This window comes from Planococcus versutus, from assembly GCF_001186155.3.
Lineage (GTDB): Bacteria > Bacillota > Bacilli > Bacillales_A > Planococcaceae > Planococcus > Planococcus versutus.
In genome coordinates this window covers 1719507-1745532 of the sequence record NZ_CP016540.2, presented here as the reverse complement: position 1 = coordinate 1745532, position 26026 = coordinate 1719507, and the positions used below count along the sequence as shown (strand labels likewise).

General features: G+C 38.3%; 29 protein-coding genes and 1 riboswitch. Of the genes, 24 read left to right on the top strand and 5 right to left on the bottom strand.

Annotation, left to right across the window (positions count from 1 at the left end; translation table 11 throughout):
- Entirely contained in the window at positions 1-1122 is a 1122-nt protein-coding gene (gene ispG, locus I858_RS08920; RefSeq protein WP_065524685.1) for a flavodoxin-dependent (E)-4-hydroxy-3-methylbut-2-enyl-diphosphate synthase, read from the bottom strand.
- 188 nt (positions 1123-1310) lie between these two features.
- Positions 1311-1829, bottom strand: a complete 519-nt coding sequence (locus I858_RS08915; RefSeq protein WP_065524686.1) for a DUF1189 family protein — start codon at positions 1827-1829, stop codon at positions 1311-1313.
- A 162-nt stretch (positions 1830-1991) separates the two neighbouring features.
- Here I858_RS08915 and I858_RS08910 point away from each other — a divergent pair, with 162 nt between their 5' ends.
- The 13 genes from I858_RS08910 to I858_RS08850 all read left to right on the top strand — a co-directional run bounded on the left by I858_RS08910 (position 1992) and on the right by I858_RS08850 (position 15124).
- Complete coding sequence (locus I858_RS08910) at positions 1992-3623, top strand: Na/Pi cotransporter family protein (RefSeq protein ID WP_065524687.1); 1632 nt, start codon at positions 1992-1994, stop codon at positions 3621-3623.
- Between the two features lie 146 nt (positions 3624-3769).
- Positions 3770-4249: a DUF456 domain-containing protein gene (locus tag I858_RS08905; RefSeq protein WP_065524688.1), complete on the top strand. Its 480-nt coding sequence runs from the start codon at positions 3770-3772 to the stop codon at positions 4247-4249.
- A 150-nt stretch (positions 4250-4399) separates the two neighbouring features.
- Positions 4400-5008, top strand: a complete 609-nt coding sequence (locus I858_RS08900; RefSeq protein ID WP_065524689.1) for a superoxide dismutase — start codon at positions 4400-4402, stop codon at positions 5006-5008.
- A gap of 111 nt (positions 5009-5119) precedes the next feature.
- Entirely contained in the window at positions 5120-7297 is a 2178-nt protein-coding gene (locus I858_RS08895; protein ID WP_065524690.1) for a peptidoglycan D,D-transpeptidase FtsI family protein, read from the top strand.
- Positions 7298-7459: 162 nt separating this feature from the next.
- Positions 7460-8425 carry a PstS family phosphate ABC transporter substrate-binding protein gene (locus I858_RS08890; protein WP_065524691.1) on the top strand — a complete coding sequence of 322 codons (966 nt, stop codon included), beginning with the start codon at positions 7460-7462 and terminating at the stop codon, positions 8423-8425.
- 209 nt (positions 8426-8634) lie between these two features.
- Positions 8635-9561, top strand: a complete 927-nt coding sequence (gene pstC / locus I858_RS08885) for a phosphate ABC transporter permease subunit PstC (RefSeq protein WP_065524692.1) — start codon at positions 8635-8637, stop codon at positions 9559-9561.
- A gap of 1 nt (position 9562) precedes the next feature.
- Positions 9563-10441 carry a phosphate ABC transporter permease PstA gene (gene pstA, locus I858_RS08880; protein ID WP_065524693.1) on the top strand — a complete coding sequence of 293 codons (879 nt, stop codon included), beginning with the start codon at positions 9563-9565 and terminating at the stop codon, positions 10439-10441.
- A gap of 29 nt (positions 10442-10470) precedes the next feature.
- Complete coding sequence (gene pstB, locus I858_RS08875) at positions 10471-11283, top strand: phosphate ABC transporter ATP-binding protein PstB (RefSeq protein WP_065524694.1); 813 nt, start codon at positions 10471-10473, stop codon at positions 11281-11283.
- 17 nt (positions 11284-11300) lie between these two features.
- Entirely contained in the window at positions 11301-11960 is a 660-nt protein-coding gene (phoU, locus tag I858_RS08870) for a phosphate signaling complex protein PhoU (protein WP_065524695.1), read from the top strand.
- A gap of 140 nt (positions 11961-12100) precedes the next feature.
- A complete protein-coding gene (gene rpmG, locus I858_RS08865) occupies positions 12101-12250 on the top strand; it encodes a 50S ribosomal protein L33 (RefSeq protein ID WP_065524696.1) in 150 nt (49 codons plus the stop codon).
- 65 nt (positions 12251-12315) lie between these two features.
- Positions 12316-12891, top strand: a complete 576-nt coding sequence (locus I858_RS08860; protein ID WP_065524697.1) for a 5-formyltetrahydrofolate cyclo-ligase — start codon at positions 12316-12318, stop codon at positions 12889-12891.
- Positions 12888-13085 carry a YqgQ family protein gene (locus tag I858_RS08855; RefSeq protein ID WP_065524698.1) on the top strand — a complete coding sequence of 66 codons (198 nt, stop codon included), beginning with the start codon at positions 12888-12890 and terminating at the stop codon, positions 13083-13085. The genes I858_RS08860 and I858_RS08855 overlap by 4 nt, the downstream gene beginning before the upstream one ends.
- A 134-nt stretch (positions 13086-13219) precedes the next feature.
- Positions 13220-15124 carry an LTA synthase family protein gene (locus I858_RS08850; RefSeq protein WP_065524699.1) on the top strand — a complete coding sequence of 635 codons (1905 nt, stop codon included), beginning with the start codon at positions 13220-13222 and terminating at the stop codon, positions 15122-15124.
- Positions 15125-15201: 77 nt separating this feature from the next.
- On the opposite strand, the gene I858_RS08845 is transcribed toward I858_RS08850, so the two are convergent.
- A complete protein-coding gene (locus I858_RS08845) occupies positions 15202-15381 on the bottom strand; it encodes a DUF2759 domain-containing protein (RefSeq protein WP_065524700.1) in 180 nt (59 codons plus the stop codon).
- Positions 15382-15533: 152 nt separating this feature from the next.
- Between I858_RS08845 and I858_RS08840 the strand changes: the two genes are divergently transcribed.
- A complete protein-coding gene (locus tag I858_RS08840) occupies positions 15534-16172 on the top strand; it encodes an MBL fold metallo-hydrolase (RefSeq protein WP_065524701.1) in 639 nt (212 codons plus the stop codon).
- A gap of 56 nt (positions 16173-16228) precedes the next feature.
- On the opposite strand, the gene I858_RS08835 is transcribed toward I858_RS08840, so the two are convergent.
- Complete coding sequence (locus I858_RS08835; RefSeq protein WP_065524702.1) at positions 16229-16471, bottom strand: DUF2626 domain-containing protein; 243 nt, start codon at positions 16469-16471, stop codon at positions 16229-16231.
- Positions 16472-16785: 314 nt separating this feature from the next.
- Here I858_RS08835 and comGA point away from each other — a divergent pair, with 314 nt between their 5' ends.
- The 10 genes from comGA (at position 16786) to gcvPB (ending at position 25363) form a co-directional block, all read left to right on the top strand.
- Complete coding sequence (gene comGA, locus I858_RS08830; protein WP_065524703.1) at positions 16786-17829, top strand: competence type IV pilus ATPase ComGA; 1044 nt, start codon at positions 16786-16788, stop codon at positions 17827-17829.
- Positions 17801-18826, top strand: a complete 1026-nt coding sequence (gene comGB / locus I858_RS08825; RefSeq protein WP_065524704.1) for a competence type IV pilus assembly protein ComGB — start codon at positions 17801-17803, stop codon at positions 18824-18826. Before comGA ends, comGB begins: the two co-directional genes overlap by 29 nt.
- A gap of 11 nt (positions 18827-18837) precedes the next feature.
- On the top strand, positions 18838-19152 hold the full coding sequence (gene comGC / locus I858_RS08820; RefSeq protein ID WP_065524705.1) for a competence type IV pilus major pilin ComGC: 315 nt from the start codon (positions 18838-18840) through the stop codon (positions 19150-19152).
- Positions 19139-19576, top strand: a complete 438-nt coding sequence (gene comGD, locus I858_RS08815) for a competence type IV pilus minor pilin ComGD (protein WP_275425622.1) — start codon at positions 19139-19141, stop codon at positions 19574-19576. Before comGC ends, comGD begins: the two co-directional genes overlap by 14 nt.
- Positions 19577-19601: 25 nt before the next feature.
- A complete protein-coding gene (locus I858_RS08810) occupies positions 19602-19865 on the top strand; it encodes a hypothetical protein (RefSeq protein WP_065524707.1) in 264 nt (87 codons plus the stop codon).
- Positions 19853-20293 carry a competence type IV pilus minor pilin ComGF gene (gene comGF, locus I858_RS08805; protein WP_065524708.1) on the top strand — a complete coding sequence of 147 codons (441 nt, stop codon included), beginning with the start codon at positions 19853-19855 and terminating at the stop codon, positions 20291-20293. Before I858_RS08810 ends, comGF begins: the two co-directional genes overlap by 13 nt.
- A 203-nt stretch (positions 20294-20496) precedes the next feature.
- Positions 20497-21009 carry a shikimate kinase gene (locus I858_RS08795; protein ID WP_065524710.1) on the top strand — a complete coding sequence of 171 codons (513 nt, stop codon included), beginning with the start codon at positions 20497-20499 and terminating at the stop codon, positions 21007-21009.
- 142 nt (positions 21010-21151) lie between these two features.
- Positions 21152-21243: riboswitch (glycine riboswitch) on the top strand.
- A 168-nt stretch (positions 21244-21411) separates the two neighbouring features.
- On the top strand, positions 21412-22512 hold the full coding sequence (gene gcvT, locus I858_RS08790; RefSeq protein WP_065524711.1) for a glycine cleavage system aminomethyltransferase GcvT: 1101 nt from the start codon (positions 21412-21414) through the stop codon (positions 22510-22512).
- A gap of 27 nt (positions 22513-22539) precedes the next feature.
- Positions 22540-23907: an aminomethyl-transferring glycine dehydrogenase subunit GcvPA gene (gene gcvPA / locus I858_RS08785; protein ID WP_065524712.1), complete on the top strand. Its 1368-nt coding sequence runs from the start codon at positions 22540-22542 to the stop codon at positions 23905-23907.
- Entirely contained in the window at positions 23900-25363 is a 1464-nt protein-coding gene (gene gcvPB, locus I858_RS08780; protein WP_065524713.1) for an aminomethyl-transferring glycine dehydrogenase subunit GcvPB, read from the top strand. Before gcvPA ends, gcvPB begins: the two co-directional genes overlap by 8 nt.
- 194 nt (positions 25364-25557) lie before the next feature.
- On the opposite strand, the gene I858_RS08775 is transcribed toward gcvPB, so the two are convergent.
- A complete protein-coding gene (locus I858_RS08775) occupies positions 25558-25941 on the bottom strand; it encodes a rhodanese-like domain-containing protein (RefSeq protein ID WP_065524714.1) in 384 nt (127 codons plus the stop codon).
- Positions 25942-26026 lie beyond the last annotated feature (85 nt).

The window sequence follows — 26026 nt, the reverse complement described above, 5'->3', positions numbered from 1 at the left end:
TTATACTTGTTGTTGTTCTAATTCTTTTTTCTCAGCCGCTTGTTTTTCAAAATACGCTTCAGCTAATTTATCGATTTCGATTTTCAATTCTTCAACCATTGTCGCTTCAGGAACTTTGCGGACCGTTTTACCGTTCATGAATAACAATCCTTCTCCACGAGCACCAGCAATACCGATATCTGCTTCGCGCGCTTCACCAGGTCCATTTACCGCACAACCTAAAACGGCAACTTTCAAAGGTGCTTTAATAGTAGAAATGTATTCTTCAACTTCATTGGCAATAGAAATCAAATCAATTTCAATACGTCCACATGTTGGGCATGAAATAAGTGTTGCCGCGTTTGAGGACAAGCCGAAAATTTTCAGCATTTCACGCGCTACTTTTACTTCTTCAACAGGATCTGCACTTAATGATACTCGGAGTGTGTTGCCAATACCTTTTGCAAACAATGCTCCAAGACCAGCGGCACTTTTTACTGTACCTGAGAACAGTGTTCCTGATTCGGTGATACCTAAGTGCAATGGGTAGTCAAATGCTTTTGCAGCCAGTTCATAAGCTTCCACTGCTAAACTAACATCCGATGCTTTTAATGAAACAATGATGTCATGGAAATCCAAGTCTTCTAAAATTTTAATGTGATGAAGCGCACTTTCGACCATTCCCTCGGCTGTTGGATAGCCGTATTTCTCAAGAATTTTACGTTCTAGTGAGCCCGCGTTGACCCCAATACGAATTGGAATACCTTTAGCTTTTGCCGCATTTACAACAGCTTCTACTTTTTCGCGACGACCGATGTTTCCAGGGTTGATGCGGATTTTATCAGCACCTTGTTCAATGGCGATTAAAGCCAATTTATAATCAAAATGGATATCTACTACTAAAGGAATATTAATGCGTTTTTTAATCGCACCGATCGCATAAGCAGCTCGTTCGTCTGGACATGCAACGCGAACAATTTGGCATCCTGCTTCTTCAAGTCGAAGAATTTCTGCTACAGTTGCTTCTACATCGTGTGTTTTTGTTGTTGCCATGCTTTGTATAAATAGTTCATTGCTGCCGCCAATCGTCAAATCTCCGACTTTTACGGGGCGTGTGTTTGAACGGTGTGTCATTTCGCTCATGAAAAAATCTCTCCTTTTTAGTGGTGGCATAGTCAAACAGCTCACACATCTTTGTCCTGTAAATAACGGGTTTGCCGAAATTCACAAGCTCTCTTCTGTTACCTATAGTCATTTTAGCAGTGTAGCGTTCTAAAAGACAAGAAAGACGGCTGAAGCCGATTGGTCTTTTGCAATAACTTTTTTAAAACTTATTCTTTTCGTGCACTAGGTTTTTTCGGATAATAGCCAATAGCGGAGTATAAATACAAAATCGTTAGTAAACTAGTAGCGAAAGTAACGCCGAAACCCAAATTAAAATAACTTAACACAAATGCAAGTAATGTCGGAAATGTGACACTAAGAGCGGCTGTTCGCCATAAATGTCGATATTCACCACGACGGTTACGAGCATTTAACATTACTAAGCCAATTAATGCGAACAAACTAATTTTAAGAAAATGATAAATCGTGGTGGAAACAAATAAAAAAATAAAACCAAATGGGTAAAGTAGCCACTCAATTTCTTCTACAAATTCAACTAAGCCATCAATGCTGCTAGATGTGTTGTTTAAACCAATAACCCATTCGATAAAAGAAACTACGGTTAAAACAGTTATAAAGATAAAAACAAAACGCATTATTTTTCCAATCGTCATAATGCGGACGGCCGCTTGTTTTTTGGGTTCCATTAAACTCGCTTTAACTAATTGATAGATGTTCAAATTCATCTTCCTTTCATTGTGTAGAATAATCGTAACACGTAGATCATAGAAAAAAACGTTGCTTTGTTACGGGAATGTAAATTTTCAATAAAGGTGTTTACAAATTATTAGTAAACTACGCATAATAGGTTAGGTGTGAATATGAAGTTTAGGAGTTGAATAAGAATCGTGGAAATGAACTGGCAAGAAATCCTCTTTTCCTTTTTTGGTGGATTAGGGATTTTCCTATTTTCAATTAAGTTTATGGGTGATGCTTTACAAAAAGCAGCAGGCGATAGACTACGAGGCATCTTGGATCGTTTTACAACTAATCCATTTATGGGTGTGTTAGTCGGAATTGTCGTGACCGTCTTAATTCAATCGAGTTCAGGTACTACTGTAATCGTTGTGGGGTTAGTAAGTGCCGGATTTATGACTTTGAGACAAGCAATAGGTGTTATCATGGGTGCCAATATCGGGACTACAGTCACCGCTTTTATCATTGGATTGGATGTAGGTGCTTTTGCGTTACCAATCATGGCAGTCGGAGCCGCATTGATTTTCTTTATCAAGAAAAACAAAGTTCAGAACATCGGACAAGTTATCTTTGGTTTTGGTGGTCTATTCTACGGCATGGAGTTAATGAGTGGAGGCATGAAGCCTTTACGCGAATTACCAGCATTTATTGATTTGACGGTTAGTCTGAGTGATTTCCCCATTTTGGGCGTTGCAGTCGGAACGGTCTTTACATTAATTGTTCAAAGCTCAAGTGGTACAGTAGCGATTCTTCAAGGACTTTATGATGAAAACATCTTAACTCTAGGTGCATCATTGCCAGTTCTGTTCGGAGACAATATTGGAACGACCATAACAGCAGTGCTTGCCGCACTCGGAACATCCATTGCCGCACGGCGTGCAGCAGCTGTACACGTATTATTCAATATCGTCGGTTCTGTCTTATTCTTAATATTGCTGATTCCATTTACAGCTTATGTAGAATGGATCTCGGGTGTTTTGGCATTAGAACCAAAAATGCAAATTGCCTTTGCACACGGTTCATTTAACGTTGCCAACACAATTATTCAATTTCCATTAATAGGTGCCTGGGCTTATCTCGTCACAAAAGCAATTCCAGGAGAAGAAGTATTGATTGAATTTAAACCAAAACATTTGGATATTCACTTTATCGAGCAATCTCCTTCCATTGCATTAGGACAAGCAAAAGAAGAAATTTTGCGTATGGGTGAGTATTCAGTTCAAGGTTTACAGGAGACGTATAAATACTTAATGACAAAAAGTAAGAAAAATGCAGAAATGGGTTATCAGTTGGAAGACGCCATTAATAACTTAGATGGCAAAATCACGGATTATTTGGTGTTGATTTCAGCAGAATCTATTTCAGCGGCTGATTCTACACGCCACACAATGTTGATGGAAACTGTTCGTGATATTGAACGAATCGGAGACCATTTTGAGAATATTATCGAGTTAGTCGATTACCAAGAAAACAACAAAGTGAAAATCACAGAAAGCGCGATGGAAGATTTAACAGAAATGTTCACATTGACCATTGCAACTGTTCAAAAAGCGCTGAATGCATTAGATACAACTAGTCATGAACTAGCTCGTGAAGTAGCTGAACAAGAAGACCTAATCGACAAAATGGAACGCAAATTCCGTAAAAAACACATTCTGCGCTTGAACGAAGGCATTTGTACAGGTCAAGCAGGAATCGTTTTTGTCGATATCGTCAGTAATTTAGAGCGAATCGGAGACCATGCAGTAAACATCGCAGAAGCCATACTAGGAAACCGAGCCTAGAAAAAGAAAAGTAGAAGTGCTTGTTCAGTTCTGACAGGCAAAAGATACACATCACAAAAACTAGTATGCTCTCTTTTATCACACTTTACATTTTTGAAATTGTAGAGCACGATAGAAGAGAGCTTTTTTTATGGGGAGGGACACAGATGGAAATCATCGGTTGGATTGTTATTCTACTTAGTTTTGTGATCGGATTTATTGGCTTAGTTTACCCAATCATACCTTCAGTGTTGTTTATTTTCGGGGGATTTGTCATGTATGGACTCTTTTTTAGCTTTAGCGATTTGCCTTGGTGGTTCTGGGCAATTCAAATTTTATTCGTCATATTATTATTTGGAGCAGATACAATTGCAAATGCTTTTGGCGTTAAAAAATTCGGAGGATCAAGAGCTGGACTTTGGGGTAGTACGATTGGCTTAATTGTAGGTCCTTTTATTCTTCCAATCATCGGCATTTTAATTGGTCCGTTTCTCGGCGCATTAATCGCAGAAATTTTATTTAACAAATCTTCACTGAAAAAATCATTTCTTTCCGGTGTAGGATCAGTGGTTGGATTTATTACCTCAGTGTTTACAAAAGGTATTATTCAAGTGGTCATGATTATCATTTTTTTTATAACGATTTAACCGTATAATAAGTGAGTAAAAAGCGTACAAGCAAGTGAAAGTCGGTCAAAGGTCTGAATAATAGGTGCTGACGTGCATTATGTTTGTAACGCTTTAAAAAGTTTGATACGCTAAGAAGGTAGACAAATAGACTCAAGGAGGAATTTAATTATGGCATATGAATTACCAGAATTACCTTATGCGTATGACGCACTTGAACCACACATTGATAAAGAAACGATGAACATTCATCACACAAAACACCACAACACGTATATTACAAATGTAAATGCGGCTTTAGAAGGCCACGATGACCTTGCTTCAAAATCTGTGGAAGAATTAGTTTCTGACTTAGATGCAGTTCCTGAATCTATTCGTACAGCAGTTCGAAACAATGGCGGCGGACATGCGAACCACTCCTTGTTTTGGAAATTACTATCTCCAAGCGGCGGCGGCAATCCAACAGGCGCTTTAGGCGAAGCCATCAATAGTAAGTTTGGAAGCTTCGACGAATTCAAAGAAAAATTTGCTGCAGCTGGTAAAACTCGTTTTGGTTCTGGTTGGGCTTGGCTTGTTCTTTCAAACGGTGAACTTGAAATTATGTCAACACCTAATCAAGACTCTCCATTAATGGAAGGCAAGACTCCATTACTTGGCCTTGATGTATGGGAACATGCTTATTACTTGAAATACCAAAATAAGCGCCCAGACTACATCAACGCATTCTGGAACCTAGTAAACTGGGAAGAAGCTTTAAACCGTTACGAAACAGCAAAATAATACATCTTAATTGAAACTTTACACACACTTTTTCGTCAGAAAAAGTGTGTGTTTTTTTATTTGGATGCTATACTGATAAATGGATATTTCTGCGAAAGGAGCAAATAGCTCATGAAGCCGCCTCAAAAAAGACGCGTTTCTCTTGCCAGAGTGAAACTGCAGTCAAACACAGTCTTTCGGATGAATGTTTTGTTCTTCACGATTTTTCTTTTATTTTCATTATTAATTTTGCGTTTAGGTTATCTTCAAATTGTAAAAGGCGAAGACTATGCACGTGCCATCGCGAGAACAGAAGAAGTTCCCGTTAACACGAGTGTTCCAAGAGGAAGCATTTTTGATAGCGAAGGACGGATTCAAGTGAGCAATATGCCTGTCAATGCCATTACCTACACGGCCATGCAAACGACTAAAAGTGAAGAAAAAATGATCGTGGCCAAAGAACTGGCAAAATTGATCGAAAAAGATGTCGACAAAGTGACTCTCCGAGATAAACAGGATTTTTATATACAATTAAATACGGAAACTGCTACAAGTAAAGTGACAGAAGAAGAAAAGGCAGCAATTGTAGCTGAAGATATTCCTGAAAAAGAAAAGCAACGCAAACTAGATACTTTAGTCAGAGACAAAATCAGCGATAAAGAGCTTGCTAGTTTAAGCAACGAAGAACTCGAAGTTTTGGCGATATACCGGGAAATGACTTCAGGTTATGCATTAACTCCGCAAATGATTAAAAACGAAGGCGTTACAGACGAAGAGTTTGCGCGTGTTTCTGAACGGTTAACAGACCCGAAATTAACAGGTGTTAATACAGTGACGGATTGGAAACGAATCAAATCAAGTGACTTGACGATTTTGGGAAGTACGACAACTCCTGAAGTGGGTATTCCTGCTACAAAACTCGATTATTATTTAGCACGCGATTATTCACGTAACGACCGGATTGGCACAAGCTTTCTTGAACAGCAATATGAAGAAGTATTGCAAGGTCAAAAGTCGGTAGTGAAAAATATCACAGATGGTCGAGGAAGTGTCATCGAAACCATTCCAGTAGATGAAGGAAAAGCTGGTAAAGATTTAGTGCTCTCTATTGATAGTGAACTGCAAAGTGAACTAGAAAAGATTGTGGAAGATAAATTATGGCAGTTAAAATCTCTACCGAATTCGAAATTGGTTAAAGATGCTTACTTAGTGATGATGGACCCCCAAACGGGAGAGGTTTTGTCTATGGTCGGCAAGCGCCTAGGCGAAGACAATAATGGCGAACTAGCGATGTATGATTACGCATTTGGGGCATTTACGGCATCTCATGAAATGGGATCGACGGTCAAAGGTGCAACGCTTTTGACTGGGTATTCTCAGAATGCCGTTGAATTGGGCGAAGTTCAAATTGATGAGCCTTTAAAATTTGCAGGAACTGCTCAAAAAAACTCTATTTTTAATACCCGACTATTCAACCGTATTCCTATGAGTGATTTAATGGCAATCGAACGCTCTTCGAACGTATATATGTTTAAAATCGCGATGAAAATTGCAGGAGCGCAGTACCAATACAATCGAGGATTATATGTAGCACCAGAAAGTTTTGCATTGATGCGTAATTCGTTTGCTCAATTTGGTCTTGGAGTAAAAACCGGCATCGATTTGCCAAACGAAGCGACAGGTTATATGGGTGGAACTTCACCAGGTGCGAAACTGCTCGATTTAGCAATTGGTCAGTTTGATACCTATACACCTTTACAACTGGCACAGTATATCTCAACGATTGCAAACGACGGTTATCGAATGGAGCCACACGTAGTCAAAGAAATTCGTGAAGCTTCTCGAGACGGTGAAACACTTGGACCTATCCAAACCATTATCAAACCGAAAATTTTGAACCGTATCAACAACACACAAGAAGAAATTGAACAAGTTCAAAAAGGGATGCACAATGTTTACACAGGAAGTTCAGGATCAGCGCGTGCGCAATTTAGCAATACACCTTATACCGCTGCCGGAAAAACTGGTACAGCAGAAGTCTATTTTTATGAAAAGGATCATGAAATGAATGGTGAATATGCAATTAATATTGCGCATGTAGGCTATGCACCTTTTGAAAACCCCGAAATTGCTTATGCTGTAGTCATTCCATATGTCACGACAGATCCAAGAAATGTTCCAAAAGCGAATAATGAAATCGCTCGAGCTGCCGCTGACAAATACTTTGAATTGAAAAATACAGAAGCACAAGAAGCATCAAATTTAATAAAAAAGCCATACAGCGATTCTGTTAAAGTTGAAGGTGAATAAACAAAAGCCTCAAGGAACTTCTCTTATAGAGAAATATTCCTTGGGGTTTTTTTGTGACGTTTGGCTATTTACAATCTCTTAACACAGGCTTTATATCCTCTCAACAATCTCTCTATAGAGTAGAGAATGTAAACAACATAATCATTAGGGGGAATTAGCAATATGAGAAACTGGAAATTTGCGATGGCGTCAACAATTCTTGGCTCAGCTTTAATTTTAGGTGCGTGTAGCAGTACAGATACTGGCACTAAAACAGAAGAAACTGATTCAGAAACAGCCGGAGAAGCAGTTGTTGAAGGCATGGTATCAGGTGATGGATCTTCAACTGTAGCACCAATTATGGAAGGTGTTGTCGAAGAGTATGCCGGCGCTCAACCAGATGTACAAGTAACGGTTGGAACGTCAGGCACAGGAGGGGGATTTGAAAAATTCATCCAAGGTGAAACGGATTTCTCTAACGCTTCTCGTCCGATAAAAGAAGAAGAAGTTGCAAGTCTAAAAGAGGCAGGCATTGACTATACAGAATTCCAACTTGCATATGACGGATTATCAGTAGTCGTTAGTCAAGAAAACGACTGGGTGGAAAACTTAACCGTTGAAGATTTGAAAAAACTTTGGATAGAAGACGGCACGACTAAAAAATGGTCCGATATTAACTCGGAATGGCCAGATGAAGAAGTGATCTTTTATGCACCAGGCACAGATTCAGGAACTTACGATTATTTTAACGAAGTGATTTTAGAAGATGAAGACTTAGTCAGCTCAGCAACTCTTTCCGAAGATGACAACACATTGGTTCAAGGCATTCAAGCAGATGTTAACGCTGTTGGATTCTTCGGCTATGCCTATTATGTGGCGAATCAAGATACCTTAAAAGTAGTTTCAATTGATGGCATCGAACCTACAAAAGACACCATTGAATCAGGAGGCTACTCTCCTTTGTCGCGTCCGTTGTTCATCTATGCGAATAATACAGCACTCACAGATAACGCAGCTGCTTACGACTTTATGATGTACACACTAGAAAATGCAGGAATGATGGCAGAAGCAGTAGGATATGTAGCATTGCCACAAGAAGAATACGATAAAGCATTAGCCAAGTTAGAAGCATTAACTAACAATCAGTAACATTTTGAGCGAAAGGATGAAGGTCTTGCAAATTGCTCAATAAGAAGTTACGCGACTTCCTATAGATGAAGCCATCATGCAATACAGAAACAAAGATATTGCCATCTAGTTTGTGGAAGATCAGCAAGCTAAAAGAACTCTAATGTAGCTAGTTTAGTCTGAAGGTGAGCTGCCGCTGCTCACCTTTCGCGGTTGAAAGGGGATTCGTTATGCGACCATCTGTACAAGAAATGATCGCACGCTCACAGAGCAAAAAAAATAAGAAAATGACAGAGAAACTTATTCCTATTTTGTTGTTTCTTATTGCATCGGTTTCAGTTTTAACTTCGATTGGAATCGTTTTAACATTAATTGTTGAAACCATCACATTTTTTACGCGCGTTCCATTTTTTGAATTTATTTTTGGGACAACATGGTTACCCTTTTCCAACAAAGATGCTCAATTTGGGATTTTGCCGTTAATCGTCGGGACATTGAAAGTGACATTTATTGCAATTGTGGTTGCTGTACCAATTGGTATAGCTGCTGCGATTTATTTGAGCGAGTATGCGAGTGAAAACATACGACGTGTATTAAAGCCAATACTTGAAGTATTGGCCGGAGTACCCACAATTGTTTATGGTTTTTTTGCTTTAACATTCGTAACGCCAATGTTGCAATTAATTTTTCCAGCAATCAAAATTTTTAATGCGATTTCACCCGGAATAGTTGTCGGTATTATGATCATTCCCATGATTGCTTCTTTGTCAGAAGATGCCCTTTCATCTGTGCCTAAAAGTATTCGTGAAGGTGCATTAGCGATGGGGTCGACAAAATTTGAAGTCGCGTGGAAAATCACTGTGCCAGCTGCACTTTCAGGAATTATTGCATCTGTCGTTTTAGCAGTTTCAAGAGCAATTGGCGAAACTATGATTGTGTCATTGGCAGCAGGTTCGACGCCGAGGCTCGATGGAGATTTTACCGGTTCAATTCAAACCATGACCGCCTATATTGTTCAAGTGTCAAAAGGAGATGCGGGATTTGGCACAACTATTTATTACTCTATCTACGCTGTCGGTTTTACATTGTTTGTCTTTACGATGGTCATGAATATTCTCGCTAGCTATGTCTCAAAACGGTTTAGGGAGGAGTATTAAGATGCGCTATATTGAACAACAAACAGTCGTCAAACGGATGAATAGTAGATTGATTATCAATAAAATTTTTCAATCCATCTTTCTATTAGCCACATTACTAGCTTTATTGGCATTGGTTATTTTGCTATACCGGATTGTATCACAGGGAGTGGGACATTTATCACTAGAATTTTTGATGAATTTCGCTTCTCGCTTTCCAGAAAAAGCGGGGATTAAAGCTGCACTTATTGGTTCACTTTGGCTGATGATGGTGGTGGCTCCAACATCAATTATTTTAGGAGTAGGTTCGGCTATTTACCTTGAGGAGTATGCGAAACAAAATCGCATTACGTCGTTTATTCGTATGAATATTTCTAATCTAGCAGGGGTTCCATCTGTCGTATTCGGATTACTCGGGTTAACTATATTTGTTCGCGCGATGGCGTTAGGAAATAGTGTCTTAGCAGCAGGTTTTACTATGAGTTTATTGATCCTACCAGTCATAGTTGTTGCCGCTCAAGAAGCAATTCGATCGGTTCCAGGTGAAATGCGGGATGCATCTTACGGCATGGGTGCAACAAAATGGCAAACTATTATTAAAATCATTTTACCGGCTGCCTTACCAGGCATTTTAACAGGAAGTATTTTAGCGCTATCGCGTGCTATTGGTGAAACAGCGCCATTAATCGTTATTGGTGTACCTGTCATCATTCAATTTTTACCGGCTGGTGTGATGGATACATTTACAGCGTTGCCGATGCAAATTTATGATTGGTCAAGTCGTCCACAACAAGAATTTCAAACAGTAGCCGCTGCTGGAATTATGGTATTGATGGCTGTTTTGCTAATTATGAATTCCATTGCCGTTATTATTCGTAATAAATTTGATAAACGCTATTAACGCTAAATATGTGAAAGGGGCATTGTTAAATGACGATCATCATAGCAAATCCACCAAGACGTGAAGAACAAACAAACAATTTGACAAAAAAAGCAGTTTACAAAACAAATCAACTTAATCTTTGGTACGGCACGAATCATGCATTGAAGAATATTGATTTAGAAATTCTGGAAAATGAAGTAACGGCGATTATCGGGCCTTCAGGATGTGGTAAGTCAACTTATCTGAAAACGCTCAATCGCATGGTTGAATTAGTGCCATCTGTCAAAACTTCAGGTGAAATTCTTTATAGAGGTCGCAACATATTCGATCAAAACTATGGTGTAGAAGAGCTGCGAACGCGTGTCGGCATGGTGTTTCAAAAACCCAATCCATTTCCAAAATCTATTTATGACAATATTGCTTATGGACCACGAATTCATGGGATTCAAAACAAGAAAATTCTTGATGAAATTGTCGAAAAAAGTTTGCGTGGAGCGGCGATATGGGAAGAACTAAAAGATCGTTTAACTGAAAATGCCTATAGCATCTCAGGCGGGCAACAGCAACGCGTTTGTATCGCGCGTGCACTAGCCATCGAGCCCGATGTGATTTTGATGGACGAACCAACGTCAGCTTTAGACCCGATTTCTACATTAAAAATTGAAGAATTGGTTCAAGAGTTAAAAAAAGACTATAGCATTATTATCGTTACCCATAATATGCAACAAGCAGCACGTATTTCAGACAAAACTGCATTTTTCTTAAACGGAGAAGTTGTCGAGTATGATCTTACTGATACTATTTTTTCAAATCCCTCCGATAAACGCACGGAAGATTACATTTCAGGAAGATTTGGTTAATAAAGGAGGCGGAAGCGTTGTCAGTACGTGAAAAATTTGAGTTTGAATTAAATTCCGCTCAGGAAGAGTTAACCACGCTTAGTACTATGGCAGTTGACGCGTTAAATAAATCAATGGAAGCATTAGTTACACAAGATGTAGATGCTGCATTAGAAATTATTGAGCATGACAAAGAAATTAATCAGTTAGAAGAAACTATTAATGATCAAGTGATATTACTAATTGCCAAACAGTCGCCAGTCGCAACTGATTTGAGACGATTGATTGTAACAATCAAAGTAGCATCAGACATGGAACGGGTAGGAGATTATGCGGTAAACATTGCGAAAGAAACTATTCGGATTGGCAATCAGCCATTGCTAGCTCAAATCACTCAAATTCAGCAAATGCAAAAACTGGCAGTTGCGATGCTCAATCAAGTAATTGAAGCTTTTGTAGAAGAAGATGTTATAAAAGCAAAAGAAATCGCTGAACTTGATGATCAAGTAGACGAATTATACGGAAATGTGATTCGTCAATTAATGCGAGTGGGTGGGGAGCACCCAGACAAACTTAGCCAAATTACACAACTTTCTTTTATTAGTCGTTATATGGAACGATCTGCAGATCACGCGACGAATATTGCAGAACAATTGTTTTACTTGGTACGTGGACGTCATTATGATTTAAACAAATAATGAAGATTTTCTAGAAGTAAAAAACTTCTCATTTATGGGAATATTACAGTAGACTTTGCTTTAATATATGCTATAATAATTAAGTCGTATAGATCACGCTTATTTACAAATGATCTTTGAAAGAATTAGGAGGGATACCGATGCGTGTTAACATCACTTTAGCTTGTACAGAATGTAGCGAACGTAACTACAGCACTGTTAAAAATAAGCGCAACAACCCTGAGCGTCTTGAAATGAAAAAATATTGCTCACGTGATAACAAAATGACAGTACACCGTGAAACGAAGTAATTCATTGATTGCCAAAACCTAATTTAGGTTTTGGCTTTTTTCTTTTTAAAGGAGAAGATGTTGAAATGGATAAAAAAATGCACCGTACAGAAATGCTGAACTTACTCAATCAAATGACAGAACAACAATATAAAATGAAATCACTAGAAATTATCAACCGTTTAATAGAAGATCCTGTATTTCAAGCAGCGACAACTATCGGTATGACCATTTCAGCCTTTCCTGAAGTTGACACATTCGAACTAATGAAAAAGTGCTGGGCATTAGGAAAAAAAGTTGCAGCACCCAAATGTCACGCTAAAGATCGTACAATGGATTTTCGAATATTCGAACGTATCGATCAACTAGAAGTCGTCTACATGAAGTTGCAAGAGCCAATTGTTGCTGAAACACTTTACATAAAACCAGAAGACATTGATTTGGTGATTGTACCAGGTGTTGTTTTTTCAGAACAAGGATTTAGAATTGGTTTTGGTGGAGGCTATTATGATCGTTTTTTAGCGTGTTATCCTGGCGTTACACGTTCTTTAGCTTTTGATTTTCAGCTAGTAAAAAAAATTCCGATAGAAGACCATGATGTTCCTGTTGGTGGCATTTATACAGAAAGTCGAATGATTGATACGAAGGCGGTAAGTAAATGAAAAACCTATTTGATGTGATGCAACTTTTAAAGCGTTACGGAACCATCATTTACACAGCAGATTACAGTGCAGATCTTGGATTGATGGAAGATGAAATTAAAGAATTATACCGCATGCAATTTATTACTGCACAAGAATATGCAACGGCAATGCTCATTTTGCGTCAAAAAAGATCTGAATACGATAAAAAATAATTCGGTAAACGAAACTTCGTAATGTCTCATTCGTCTAAAATAAGGGCAAATAGTTCAAATGACTTCAGTAATGCCTTATACTGAATCATTAAGATAGACTCAAAATCATTAATAGAATAGGAGGACATCTGGGAATGCTTAAAAAAGAATGGCCGAAACACACAATTCTGGCACTTGCTATCATCGCGACTTGGCTAAAAACATATATCGTCTACAAAACAAGTTTTTCAATCACTATTGATAATTTTTTGCAAGAATTTATTTTGTTTATTAATCCGCTAAGTATGCTGTTGTTTGTATACGGAATTTCATTGTTTTTGAAAAGCGACAAGGCAAAAAATCGATACCTAGTTGCAATTGCTGTGATTTCATCGATTGTTTTGTATGGAAACGTTGCATTTTATCGCTTTTTTAATGATTTTATTACCTTGCCTGTTTTGTTTCAAACGGATAATTTTGGTGACTTAGGTTCAAGTGCTGCAGCTAGCGTGTTTTGGACAGATCTTTTGTACTTTGCTGATGTTCTTGTTATTTTACTAGCCATTAAATTTATTAAAACAAAACCAAGTAAAATCGGCTCGAATTCGGTTCAACGCAAAGCTTACTATATTTTGGCTTTAGCAGTTTTGTTTTTCAATTTGGGATTAGCTGAAACAGAGCGTCCACAATTACTAACGCGTAGTTTTGATCGTGAAATGTTAGTGAAAAATCTCGGAATGTACAACTACCATTTGTATGATGTCTACATTCAATCTAAATCACAAGCGCAACGTGCGCTTGCAGATGGGTCTGAATTAGTAGAAGCAAACAGCTATGTGCGTGCCAATCAAATAGAACCTTCTGAAGAGATGAAAGGCATTGCTGAAGGACGTAACTTAATTGTTGTTACGCTAGAGTCATTACAAAGTTTTGTCATTAACGAGGAAATGAACGGGCAAACAATCACACCATTTATGAATTCCTTAACAGAAGATGAGGATACCATATATTTTGAAAATTTCTATCACCAAACTGGGTTAGGAAAAACTTCAGATTCAGAATTTTTGCTTGAAAATTCGCTTTACCCACTAAGTGGCGGGGCTGTGTTTTTTACGCATAGCGGCAATACATTCGACTCGATGGCCGAAAGCCTTGGCGATAAAGGCTATTCTACAAATGTACAGCACGCTAATACAAAAAGTTTCTGGAATCGAGATATTATGTATGAATCGCTAAATGTCGATGAGTTTTATGACATTGAAAGCTACGATATTACTGAAGAGAATGCAGTCAACTGGGGCTTAAAGGATATTCCGTTTATGGAGCAATCCGTCCATCATATGACTGAAATGCAACAACCTTTTTACAGTCGTTTGTTAACATTAACTAACCATCATCCTTTTACCTTGGATGAAGAAGATAAATTGATTGATGAATACGATTCAAATTCAGGAACTTTAAATCGTTATTTTCAAACATCCCGTTATTTAGATGAATCTGTTAAAGTTCTTTTTGATGAGTTAAAAGAAAAAGGGCTTTATGAAAATTCAATAATTGTGATGTATGGAGATCATTATGGTATTTCTGAAAATCATAATGAAGCCATGACACAATATCTAGGCGAAGAAGTAACCGATTTAAAGTCTGCTGAGTTACAGAAAGTTCCGTTTTTTGTTCATATTCCAGGATATGGGGAAGGCTATGTTGACGATGAAGTTGGTGGCCAAATTGATATGCGACCAACAATCATGAATCTGATGAATATTGATACATCGAAAGATATTCAATTTGGTGGGGATTTATTTTCAGAAGAACATGAAGAATTTGTAGTTTTCCGTGACGGTCGATTTGTTACAGATAAAGTCGTATATGCAGGAAATGTTTGCTACGACAAAGAAACTGGTGAGCCGACAGAACAAGAACTGTGCGCGCCATTTATCGAGCAAGCCTTTACAGAACTTGAGTATTCTGAGTCGATCATCAACGGTGATTTGTTACGCTTTTACGACGATAAAGATGGTCAGCTTACATCAATACCAAATGTGAAATTAGAACAATAAAGAGAGAGCGAAAAAACGCTCTTTTTTTGTGCAAAGAAAAAACTGACACCATAAAGGAGTCAGTTTTTTTCAATCAATTAAAGAGCGGGTGGATAACCTTGTGTGATAAGTGTAGCAATAGCAAAGCCGCCAAAAATTACCAATGTCCCAAAGTTAAAAAGAAAACCTAGAACTTCTTTATTTTTGAGCGTTTGTACAGTGCCGATTGCTGCAAGAATTGCAATAAGTCCAAAAATAACTACTAACATCCAACTCATCGATGACACTCCCTTCAACTTAAACAGCCAGTGCCGCTTTGTTCTCTTTATATTGTAATGATATTCTGCGGTTTTGTCGAGGATAAAAAGTGTCGGTATCTTGACAGTATGAAAGAAAGTCACATGCTATAATCAAAGTGAGGTGAAAGTAAATGTTGAAAATTGACCAACTAGAGCTGGGACCTATCCAGACAAACTGTTACATTATTTCGGATAATCAGAAAAATTGCTTGATTTTCGATCCAGGAGAAGAAAGTGCAAAAATTAAAGCATTGGTGAAAAAGAAAAGTTTAACACCACTTGCGATTTTATTGACGCATGCTCATTTTGATCATATTGGAGCAGTAGATGACATCCGCGAATATTATTCGGTTCCTGTTTATTTGCATCACTTAGAAAAAGACTGGCTTAGCCGTCCGAATTTAAACGGTTCAGGAAAATACGCAGAAGTACCTGATTATCGAATAAAAGACGCGGATGTGTTATTGACAGATCAAAAGACTTTGCAAATCGATTCTTTTGAAATGGATCTTTTTCATACGCCGGGACATTCGCCGGGCAGTGTCAGTTATTCATTTGGCAAAGAAGGATTTGCAATTGTTGGAGATACGATATTCCGTGGAAGTATTGGTCGGACTGACTTGATCGAAGGCTCTGAGAAAAAGCTTTTACAGTCGATACAAGAGTCGCTATTGACACTCTCTGAACACATGATTCTTTATCCAGGACATGGCCCAGAAACGACGCCAGCGCAAGAAAAGAAAAGCAATCCATTTTTGGTTGGATTATAAAAAACAAAAGGTGCATCGGACTTTCCGATGCACCTTTTGTTTTTTATTCACATTGATTAATGTCCAGCGCCAGGAACGTGGATGAACGTAGAGTAATAAGTAAAGCCTACGAAAAAGATTGTTAAATAAGCACCAAAAATATACAAATACATGCGTTCAGAAATATTTAAAAATCCAAGAAGAACAAAAATACCGGTATTCGCTACCATTAGCAATGATACTTCAACCATATCGCCAACATAAAAGAGAACTGCAAATATTCCAGTCCACCATCCCATTAATTTGAACATATTATTCATGGGTAATCCCTCCTTTGCCACAACACAATAATCTCTCATTCATTATATAGGAAACAGAGTGAATGTGTAAACAGCGAGTTCATCTTTCTTTGTGACAAACACGTGTACGGTTTGAGTCTGATGATTAAATCTAGAAAAATTTTGTTTTGCGTATAGTGGGTGTTTACAAACAACCTAGTCAAAAATGAGATTTGGCTTGATTTCGGGAGGTAAAAAATTATTTTGACCAATAGTATTTCTTTCTCAAAAAGAGCTGGTTATACTATGGGTGAGCAAAGAAGCGGCCTTTGTTCAAAGTGAAACAGGAGGTGGATATGCAATCAATTATCGAGCGTCGCTGTGTTGATCTTTTGCACGATGCGGCAAAAAAAGGCACTACAGACATCCACATTAAACCCGAACCATCCTGCTATACTGTTTCTTATCGTTCGTTCCAAAACTTGCGACAAGTGACACAACTCCCCTTTGATTTAGGTGATCGCATGATTGCTTATTTCAAATATTTATCCCTTCTGGACATGAGTGAAAAAAGAAAACCCCAAACCGGTTCTTTTCAGCTTGCCATCAACGACTTATCCCATTATTTTCGAATTTCAACCTTGCCATCGGTTTTAACAAAAGAAAGCATCGTCATTCGTATTATGCCAGACGATACAGCACAATCGATTCATCAATTAGCTGCTTTTCGTGATTCAGCACATTTGCTTGAGAAGTTATCTGAAGCGTCTCAAGGGTTAATTTTATTTACGGGTCCGACTGGATGTGGAAAATCAACGACGTTGTATTCTTTATTAAAGCATTGTGCTGAAAAACTCAATCGAAACATTATTACACTTGAAGATCCTGTAGAGCGAAAAAATCAAGCGATTTTACAAATTCAAGTAAATGAAAAAGCGGGGCTCAGCTATGCAACTGGGTTAAAAGCGATTTTACGTCATGACCCTGACATCATTATGATTGGAGAAATTCGTGATGCAGAAACGGCTCAAATTGCAGTACGTGCTGCATTAACTGGACATTTAGTGTTTTCGACTATTCACGCTAGACATTCTGTTGGCTGTTTGCATCGGTTATATGATCTCGGTATTTCATTTGAAGAGATGGCTCAAACCTTAATCGCTGTTTCGGCTCAAAAAATTATTCCAATGTTTTCTGAAATCGGACAAACAGAGCCTTGTTACCGTGCACTTTATGAAATTTTAGAAGGACAAAGATTAGAGCAAGCCTTATCTTCGGCTAGTGATAAAAAAGCATATGCTTTGCCCAGTCATTTATCATTTGATGGACAAGTAAAAGAAGGAGTGAAAATTGGTGCCATTGAGGCTTCCTATGCAGTCAAACAAGATCCGTCTTCATGATCGTGAGCAGTTCTTGACGCGTTTAGCTGTCTTAATGAAAGAAGGATATTTGTTGCCAGTTGCCTTAAGCCTATTGTTGCCGATGCATACTCAAAAGCTAGAACTAGCATTGAGTGGCATCGCTGGAATTTTAAAAAGTGGTGGCAATGCTGCTGAAATTCTAAAATTTTTAGGGTTCAACGATCATGTGTTGTTTCCAATAGAAATTGCAGAATACCATGGACGTTTGCCAGAATCTATCGACAGCATTGCGAAAAGTTTTGCACGAACAGAACAAGTGCAAAAAAAGTTGAAAAATATACTCATTTATCCAGTATCGCTATTGATATTCACTTCTATCTTGTTTTTATTTTTTCGAACCAGTTATGTTCCAAATTTAACTGAGATGATGAAATCGCTGCAATCAGGAAGCGAAGAAAGTGGAGTTCCAGCTTATTTGTTAAGTTTGCCCGATTTTTTTATTGCGCTCTTTGTAAGTTTTGCTTTTTCAATTTACGTCTTTAGACTAGTGCTTAAAAGACAAGTGATTCAAAAACAAATTACTTGGTTACTAGCTATACCTATTTTGCGAAGATTTATGAAATTATACTGGTCGCATTTGTTGGCTCGTGAGTTAGGAACTTTATTGCATAGTGGAATTTCAATGCAAGAATCACTAGATTTATTGCAACGCCAAAATTATCACAAAATCATTCAGTACATGGCGAATTTATCCCATGAAGAGTTATTGATGGGGCAGTCATTTTCAATGTCGCTGGAACGTTTTTCATTTATTTCTAAAGACATGGCAGCTTTTATTCGACACGGTGAACAAACAGGATATTTGGGTAAAGAAATGATTCTTTACAGCGAAGTACTAATGGAAAGAATTGAACAACAAACGCAACAATTATTACGAATTATTCAACCTAGCTTTTTTATCATAATTGCTATTTGCATAGTAGGTGCTTATTTAGCAATTTTGATGCCAATGTACAACTTAGTTCATACCATATAAGGAGGAAACACATGCGTTACTTAAAAAATCAAAGAGGATTTACATTAATTGAAATGTTAATCGTAATGTTAATTATTACTGTGCTTATAGCCATTGCGATTCCGAACGTTACGAAACAATCGTCTGCTGTTGATGAAAAAGGATGTAAAGCTTTTGTGCAAATGGTTCAAGGTCAAGTAGAGTCTTATCGAATGGATTTTAAAGCGGTTCCAACTATAGGTAACCTTGAAAGTGAAGGATATCTAAAAAATGGAGAAACGGATTGCCCGAATGGAGACTTGATCACCATTTCAGCTGAAGGCGTGGTAACTTCTGCCAAACCTTAAAGAGCAAGGATTCACCTTACTGGAGATGCTTTTAGTGTTAGCGGTATTAATGACCGTTGTTTTGATTGTTATTCCAAGTTATCAAAATTATACGATCAGAAAAGAAGAAAAACGTTTTTTTGAGCTTTTTCAACAAGATATCTACTTTGCACAAAGTCAAACTCATGCTACAACTCAAACAGCCAAAGTGGTTTTTAGAGAAAAAAAAGAAAGTTATGAAATCTTTACAGATATTCAAACGATTGTTCTATCCAGAAAGATACCTAAATCAATTCAACTAAAAAAAACTAGCAATCTCACTGAAATTTACTTTAATTCAAACGGTACAGTTGTTCAATCTGGAACACTGCGATTTGCTACAAGCAGTGGAGAAAAAGCAGTGACCGTTCATCTCGGGGGAGGGAGAGTGGTGTTTTCTGAATGATAGAGGGGTTTCGTGGGCAGAAACTATGGTCAGTTTGTCGATTGTCTTTGTGATTTTTGGTAGTTTGCTTCCTGTGATGATTGGTGCACAACACAGTCTTCATGTAAAAAAAGAACGAGTAAATGCATTTGAAACTTTGCACGAAGCAGCCAGGGAGAAGAATGCAACAGGTCGCATGCAAGGACAACGAATGGTGAATGGCATTTTGTATCAATGGCAAATGTCGGATGAACTTTGTGTAGAATATATGGACTATAAAAAACAACGGCGACAATTATGCATCAAGTAAGACAATTGGATGACAAAGGATTTACCTTTTTAACGGCGCTTTTCGATTTGTTTGTACTTATGCTTATATTGCCGCTCATCGTCTTATTTTTTAGCTTTATGATTCGATTTACAGAGGACTTGGATCCGCATGAGGCAGAATGGCGATTGTTTGCAATTGATTTGCAAAACTACTTGCATCAAAGTGACTCGATTGAAGTTATAAATGGAGGTAACGGAATTCGTGTTGTCCAAAAAGGAGAGGAATTTGATATCGAACTTTACACAAATATGGTTCGTAAACAAAAAAATAGAAAAGGCCATGAAGTTATGTTGACACGAATCTACCAAAGTCAATTTTCGATAAGCGGCGATAGCTTACAAATTCGCGTAGAATTTTCAACTGGAACAATAGAAGAGGCTGAATATGTTTTTACGTCAGCTCCGTAATGAAAAAGGTGCCGTGTATCCGATTGCAATCGTTTTTTTCATAACAGCCTTAATGCTGTTATCTCACCTACTTATGCAGTATTCCATTCAATATAAAACATATGATGGTTTGGAAAAAATGCATAGACATGCTACTATACAACTACTGAAGGATTTTGAGCAAAATAATATACCTGAGTAGAGGTAAGTATCGGGTGGGTAGGATGAATAGAATATATTTGATTGGATTCATGGGCTGCGGAAAAAGCGCAGTCGGCAGAAGACTAAGCTTTCTGTTAAAACTGCCCTTCTATGACATGGACAAAGAAATTGTTCGACAGACAGGGAAAACGATCCCTGAAATTTTTGAACAGTATGGCGAACGATATTTTAGGGATCTCGAAACACAGTTTTTGCAAAATTTTAAAAACGATTTTTGCATCATTTCTACTGGAGGTGGTGTGACGATGCGGAAAGAAAACCAAAAAATCATGAGAAATACAGGATTGGTAATGTTTTTAGATGCGCCTTTTCGGGAAATTTGGCGTCGCATTCATCGAGATCCGAATCGACCGATTGTGCGACAATCGACACGCGATGAAATAGAAGCGTTGCATAAATCGCGTTATCGGGATTATAAACAAACGGCTCATATTACAATACGAACGGAATTTCGGACCTTGCGACAAATTACACAATATGCTGCTTTTCAAGTAAATAGACTAAAAGGCGAATGATTTTATCTTAAAAAAATTAATTATTCGTCTTTTGTTCTACTATGTAAAAAAGATTGCGCTTTCCTATAATCAATGTTAAGATATATTCAAAGTTATACTATTCTGTATAGCATTTTGGACCAAACATTTTTGATTTGGGCGGATGATTGTACGAGGAGAGAACGCGAATGCGTCGCCGAAGGAGCAAATGACAAAAGTCGTGAATCTCTCAGGCAAAAAGACTCGTATAGGACGCATCTCTGGAGAATGCTGCATGTCAGCTACCAACGAGGAAAACCATTACGGTAAACTTTCAGGTTCCAGGACAGAGATTTCCCTTTAAAGGGAAATCTCTGTCTTTTTTTGTGCTCAGATGCTTTTTGGTCTGACCAAAACGAAGTTGAAGAATGAGGAGGAATTTCATTGACACAGTTAAAGCGTACACCTCTGTTTGAAACGTATTCAAAATATGGTGGTAAAACCATTGATTTTGGCGGTTGGGAATTGCCTGTGCAATTTTCGAGTATTAAAGAAGAGCATGAAGCAGTTCGAACAAAAGCGGGTCTTTTTGATGTATCACATATGGGAGAAATTTTTGTCACAGGTGCAGATAGCTTAACGTACCTCCAACACCTCGTCACGAATGATGTGTCCAAAATTCAAGATGGTCAAGCGCAATATACAGCAATGTGTTACGAAGACGGTGGAACCGTTGATGATTTATTGATTTATAAATTAGCAGATGAGCATTACTTATTAGTAGTAAATGCTTCTAATATTGAAAAAGACGTTGAATGGATGGAACAAACAAAAAAGGGCGATGTGACAATAGATAATGCCTCTGATCGTTACGGCTTGTTAGCGTTGCAAGGCCCATTAGCTGAAACTATACTTCAGCGATTAACAGACGAAGAGTTAACAACCATTAAACCTTTCCGTTTTAAAGAAAATGTGAAAATAGCAAACCAAACAGTGATTTTATCTCGTACAGGTTATACAGGAGAAAATGGTTTTGAAATTTATGCCGCTCCTGAATCGTTAGTGAGTTTGTGGGAAACTATTTTAGCTGAAGGTGAAGCTGAAGGGCTAGTTCCTGTTGGTTTAGGTGCTCGTGACACATTGCGCTTTGAAGCCTGTCTTGCGTTATATGGCCAGGAATTGTCCAAAGACATTACCCCACTAGAGGCAGGTATTAACTTTGTGGTAAAACTAAAAAAAGAACAAGATTTTAGTGGCAAAAAAGCCTTAGCTACTCAAAAAGAAGCGGGTGTGCCGCGTAAGTTAATAGGCATTGAAATGGTGGATAAAGGAATTCCACGTTTTGGCTATCCAGTATATGCAGGAGACCAAAAAATTGGTGAAGTGACAACAGGTACGCAATCGCCAACACTTAAGAAAAATATCGGATTAGCGTTAGTTTCAAGTGAGCACACTGAATTGGGTCTTGAATTAGAAGTTGAAATTCGTGGCAAACGATTAAAAGCGAGAACAATAGAAACACCATTTTACAAACGATCAAACTAATCTAACTTGAAAAGGGGACAGCACTCTATGAAACATCGCTATTTACCAATGACCGTACAAGACAAACAAGAAATGTTGGAAACAATCGGTATCGAATCTATAGATGAATTGTTTGCAGACATTCCAGAAAAAGTCCGTTTTAAAGGCGAATACAATATCAAACCGGCTAAATCTGAGTCTTCACTGACCAAAGAATTGGCACAGCTTGCTGCTAAAAACGCCGACACTAATCGTTATGCTTCATTCCTTGGAGCGGGTGTATACGATCATTACAAGCCAATTATTGTTGATCATGTAATTTCACGTTCTGAGTTTTACACAGCCTACACTCCTTACCAGCCAGAAATTTCACAAGGTGAATTGCAAGCAATTTTTGAATTCCAAACAATGATTAGTGAATTGACAGGCATGGATATTGCTAACTCTTCTATGTATGACGGCGGTACAGCACTTGCTGAAGCAGGGATGCTTGCTGCGGGACACACAAAACGTAAGAAAATACTTGTATCTCGTGCAGTTCATCCAGAATCACGTGACGTTGTGCGCACATATGCACTTGGCCAGTCGATTGATGTAATAGAAATCCCATTAAAAGACGGGCATACTGACTTGAACGCATTAAAAGAAATGATGGACGATGACGTTGCGACAGTAATGATTCAATATCCAAATTTTTTCGGTCAAGTTGAAAACTTAAAAGAAATTGAACCAATCGTACATGGATCAGGCGCATTGTTATCAGTTTCTTCAAATCCATTAGCACTTGGTGCATTAACTGCCCCAGGTCAACTAGGTGCAGATATTACGGTGGGGGATGCACAGCCTTTCGGCATTCCAGAAGCATACGGTGGACCGCATTGTGGTTATTTTGCAGTAACGAAAAAATTAATGCGCAAAGTTCCAGGTCGTCTTGTTGGAGAAACAACAGATGATGAAGGCCGTCGCGGATTCGTGTTGACGTTGCAAGCTCGTGAACAGCATATTCGTCGCGATAAAGCGACGTCTAATATCTGTTCGAACCAAGCGTTGAACGCATTAGCGGCTTCAGTTGCGATGACAGCTCTCGGCAAAGTAGGAACACAAGAAATTGCAAAACAAAATATCGTTAAAACACATTATATGAAACAACAAATGGAAAAAGCCGGATTCGAAATTGTCTTTAAAGGCGCTCACTTTAATGAATTCGTTATAAAGACCAAAGAATCGGTCAAGCAATTAAACGATCATTTGTTTGAACAAGACATAATCGGCGGATATGATCTGGGATTGAGCTACGACGAATTCCAAAACCATATGCTAATTGCAGTTACTGAACAGCGAACAAAAGAAGAAATCGATATATTTGTGCAAGAAATTGCTGCAAAAGTACAGAAAGTAGGTGCTACTCATGCATAAGGACAACCAAGCGCTAATTTTTGAATTAACAAAAGAAGGCCGCATCGGCTATAGCTTGCCAACACTTGACGTACCTGAAGTTGATTTGAGCGAGTTATTACCAGCTGATTTAATTCGTACAGAAGTAGCAGAACTGCCAGAAGTATCAGAACTTGATATCATGCGTCATTACACAGCCTTATCAAACCGTAACCACGGTGTAGATTCAGGTTTTTATCCACTCGGTTCTTGTACGATGAAGTACAATCCAAAAATTAATGAATCTGTTGCGCGTTTCCCCGGATTTGCAAACATTCATCCGTTACAAGATGAAAAAACAGTTCAAGGAGCTCTTGAATTGATGTTTGATTTACAAGAACATTTGAAAGAAATTACTGGGATGGACGAAGTAACATTGCAGCCGGCTGCAGGCGCACACGGTGAGTGGACAGGCTTGATGATGATTCGGGCTTACCATGAGTCACGTGGCGATTTAAAACGAACAAAAGTTATTGTTCCAGATTCGGCACATGGCACAAATCCTGCTTCAGCAACTGTTGCTGGATTTGAGACGGTAACGGTTAAATCGAGTGATCAAGGACTTGTGGATTTAGAAGATTTGAAGCGTGTTATTGGAGACGATACAGCGGCGTTAATGTTGACCAACCCAAATACACTCGGTTTATTTGAAGAACAAATTTTAGAAATGGCAGCGATTGTTCATGAAGTTGGTGGGAAACTGTATTACGACGGTGCCAACTTGAACGCGGTTATGTCAAAGGCTCGTCCTGGTGACATGGGCTTTGATGTGGTTCACTTGAACTTGCATAAAACGTTCACAGGACCTCATGGTGGCGGTGGTCCGGGATCAGGTCCAGTAGGCGTAAAAAAAGATTTACTGCCGTATTTGCCAAAACCACTATTAGTAAAAAAAGATGATGCTTATACGTTTGACTACAACCGTCCAGAGTCAATTGGTCGTGTTAAACCATACTATGGTAACTTCGGTATTAACGTACGCGCCTATACGTACATTCGGTCAATGGGACCAGATGGCTTAAAGGCAGTCACAGAATATGCTGTGTTGAACGCCAACTACATGATGCGTAAATTACAGCCTCATTTTGATTTGCCATACGATCGTCATTGCAAGCATGAATTTGTCTTAAGTGGACGTCGCCAGAAAAAATTGGGCGTCCGTACATTAGACATGGCCAAACGCTTGCTTGACTTTGGCTATCATCCGCCAACAATCTACTTCCCATTAAACGTTGAAGAAGGCATGATGATTGAACCAACTGAAACCGAATCTAAAGAAACATTGGATGCGTTTATCGATGCACTGATTCAAATTGCCAAAGAAGTTGAAGATAATCCGGAAATTGTTCAAAATGCACCGCATACGACAGTCATCAACCGCTTAGATGAAACAAAAGCGGCACGTAAGCCTGTGCTTCGTTACTATAAAACTGAATAGAAATTAAAAAGGCGTGAAAGCTATTTGGCTTTCACGCCTTTTTTGTATGGAAGCATTTAAGTAACGGCTCTTTTAAAAAAAGAGAGATACAACGCTATTAACGCACCTGAGTGGCTGTTAGGGTCTTAGACAGTGAGGAAGTCATGAAGATAGAAAAAAACCCTTCCAAGCATAGGTGGAAGGGTTTTAAGTGTTTAATTTTTAGCTTTAATTTTTCCGGTCCATTGTTTAAACCCGCCTTGCAGTTGGAACAATTGTTTATAGCCTTTTTTCTTCAAGAAAATTGCAACACGGCCACTACGTGCTCCGTTTTGGTCGTATAAATAAACCGGCTTGTCTTGACGGATTTCTTTATAACGCTGACGCAATTGTGTTTGAGGAATATTGCGGGCTCCTAAAATGTGACCTGCCGCAAAATCTTTCGGCTCGCGGACATCAATTAATTGAGCTTTGCGATAACCTTCGATAAATTGTTCTTGTGTCAAGTTCGTGACAGCTTTTTTCATGCGGAAATAAGTAATTACCGCATAAATGAGGATTGCTAACAGTATTGCGATCGTAATGTATAAAAACTCCAATGTTCTTGCCCCTTTCTACTCTTCCTTTATTATAAGAGAAGAGATGACGGATATTCAATGCCAATGTTACACTAATTATCGGAAA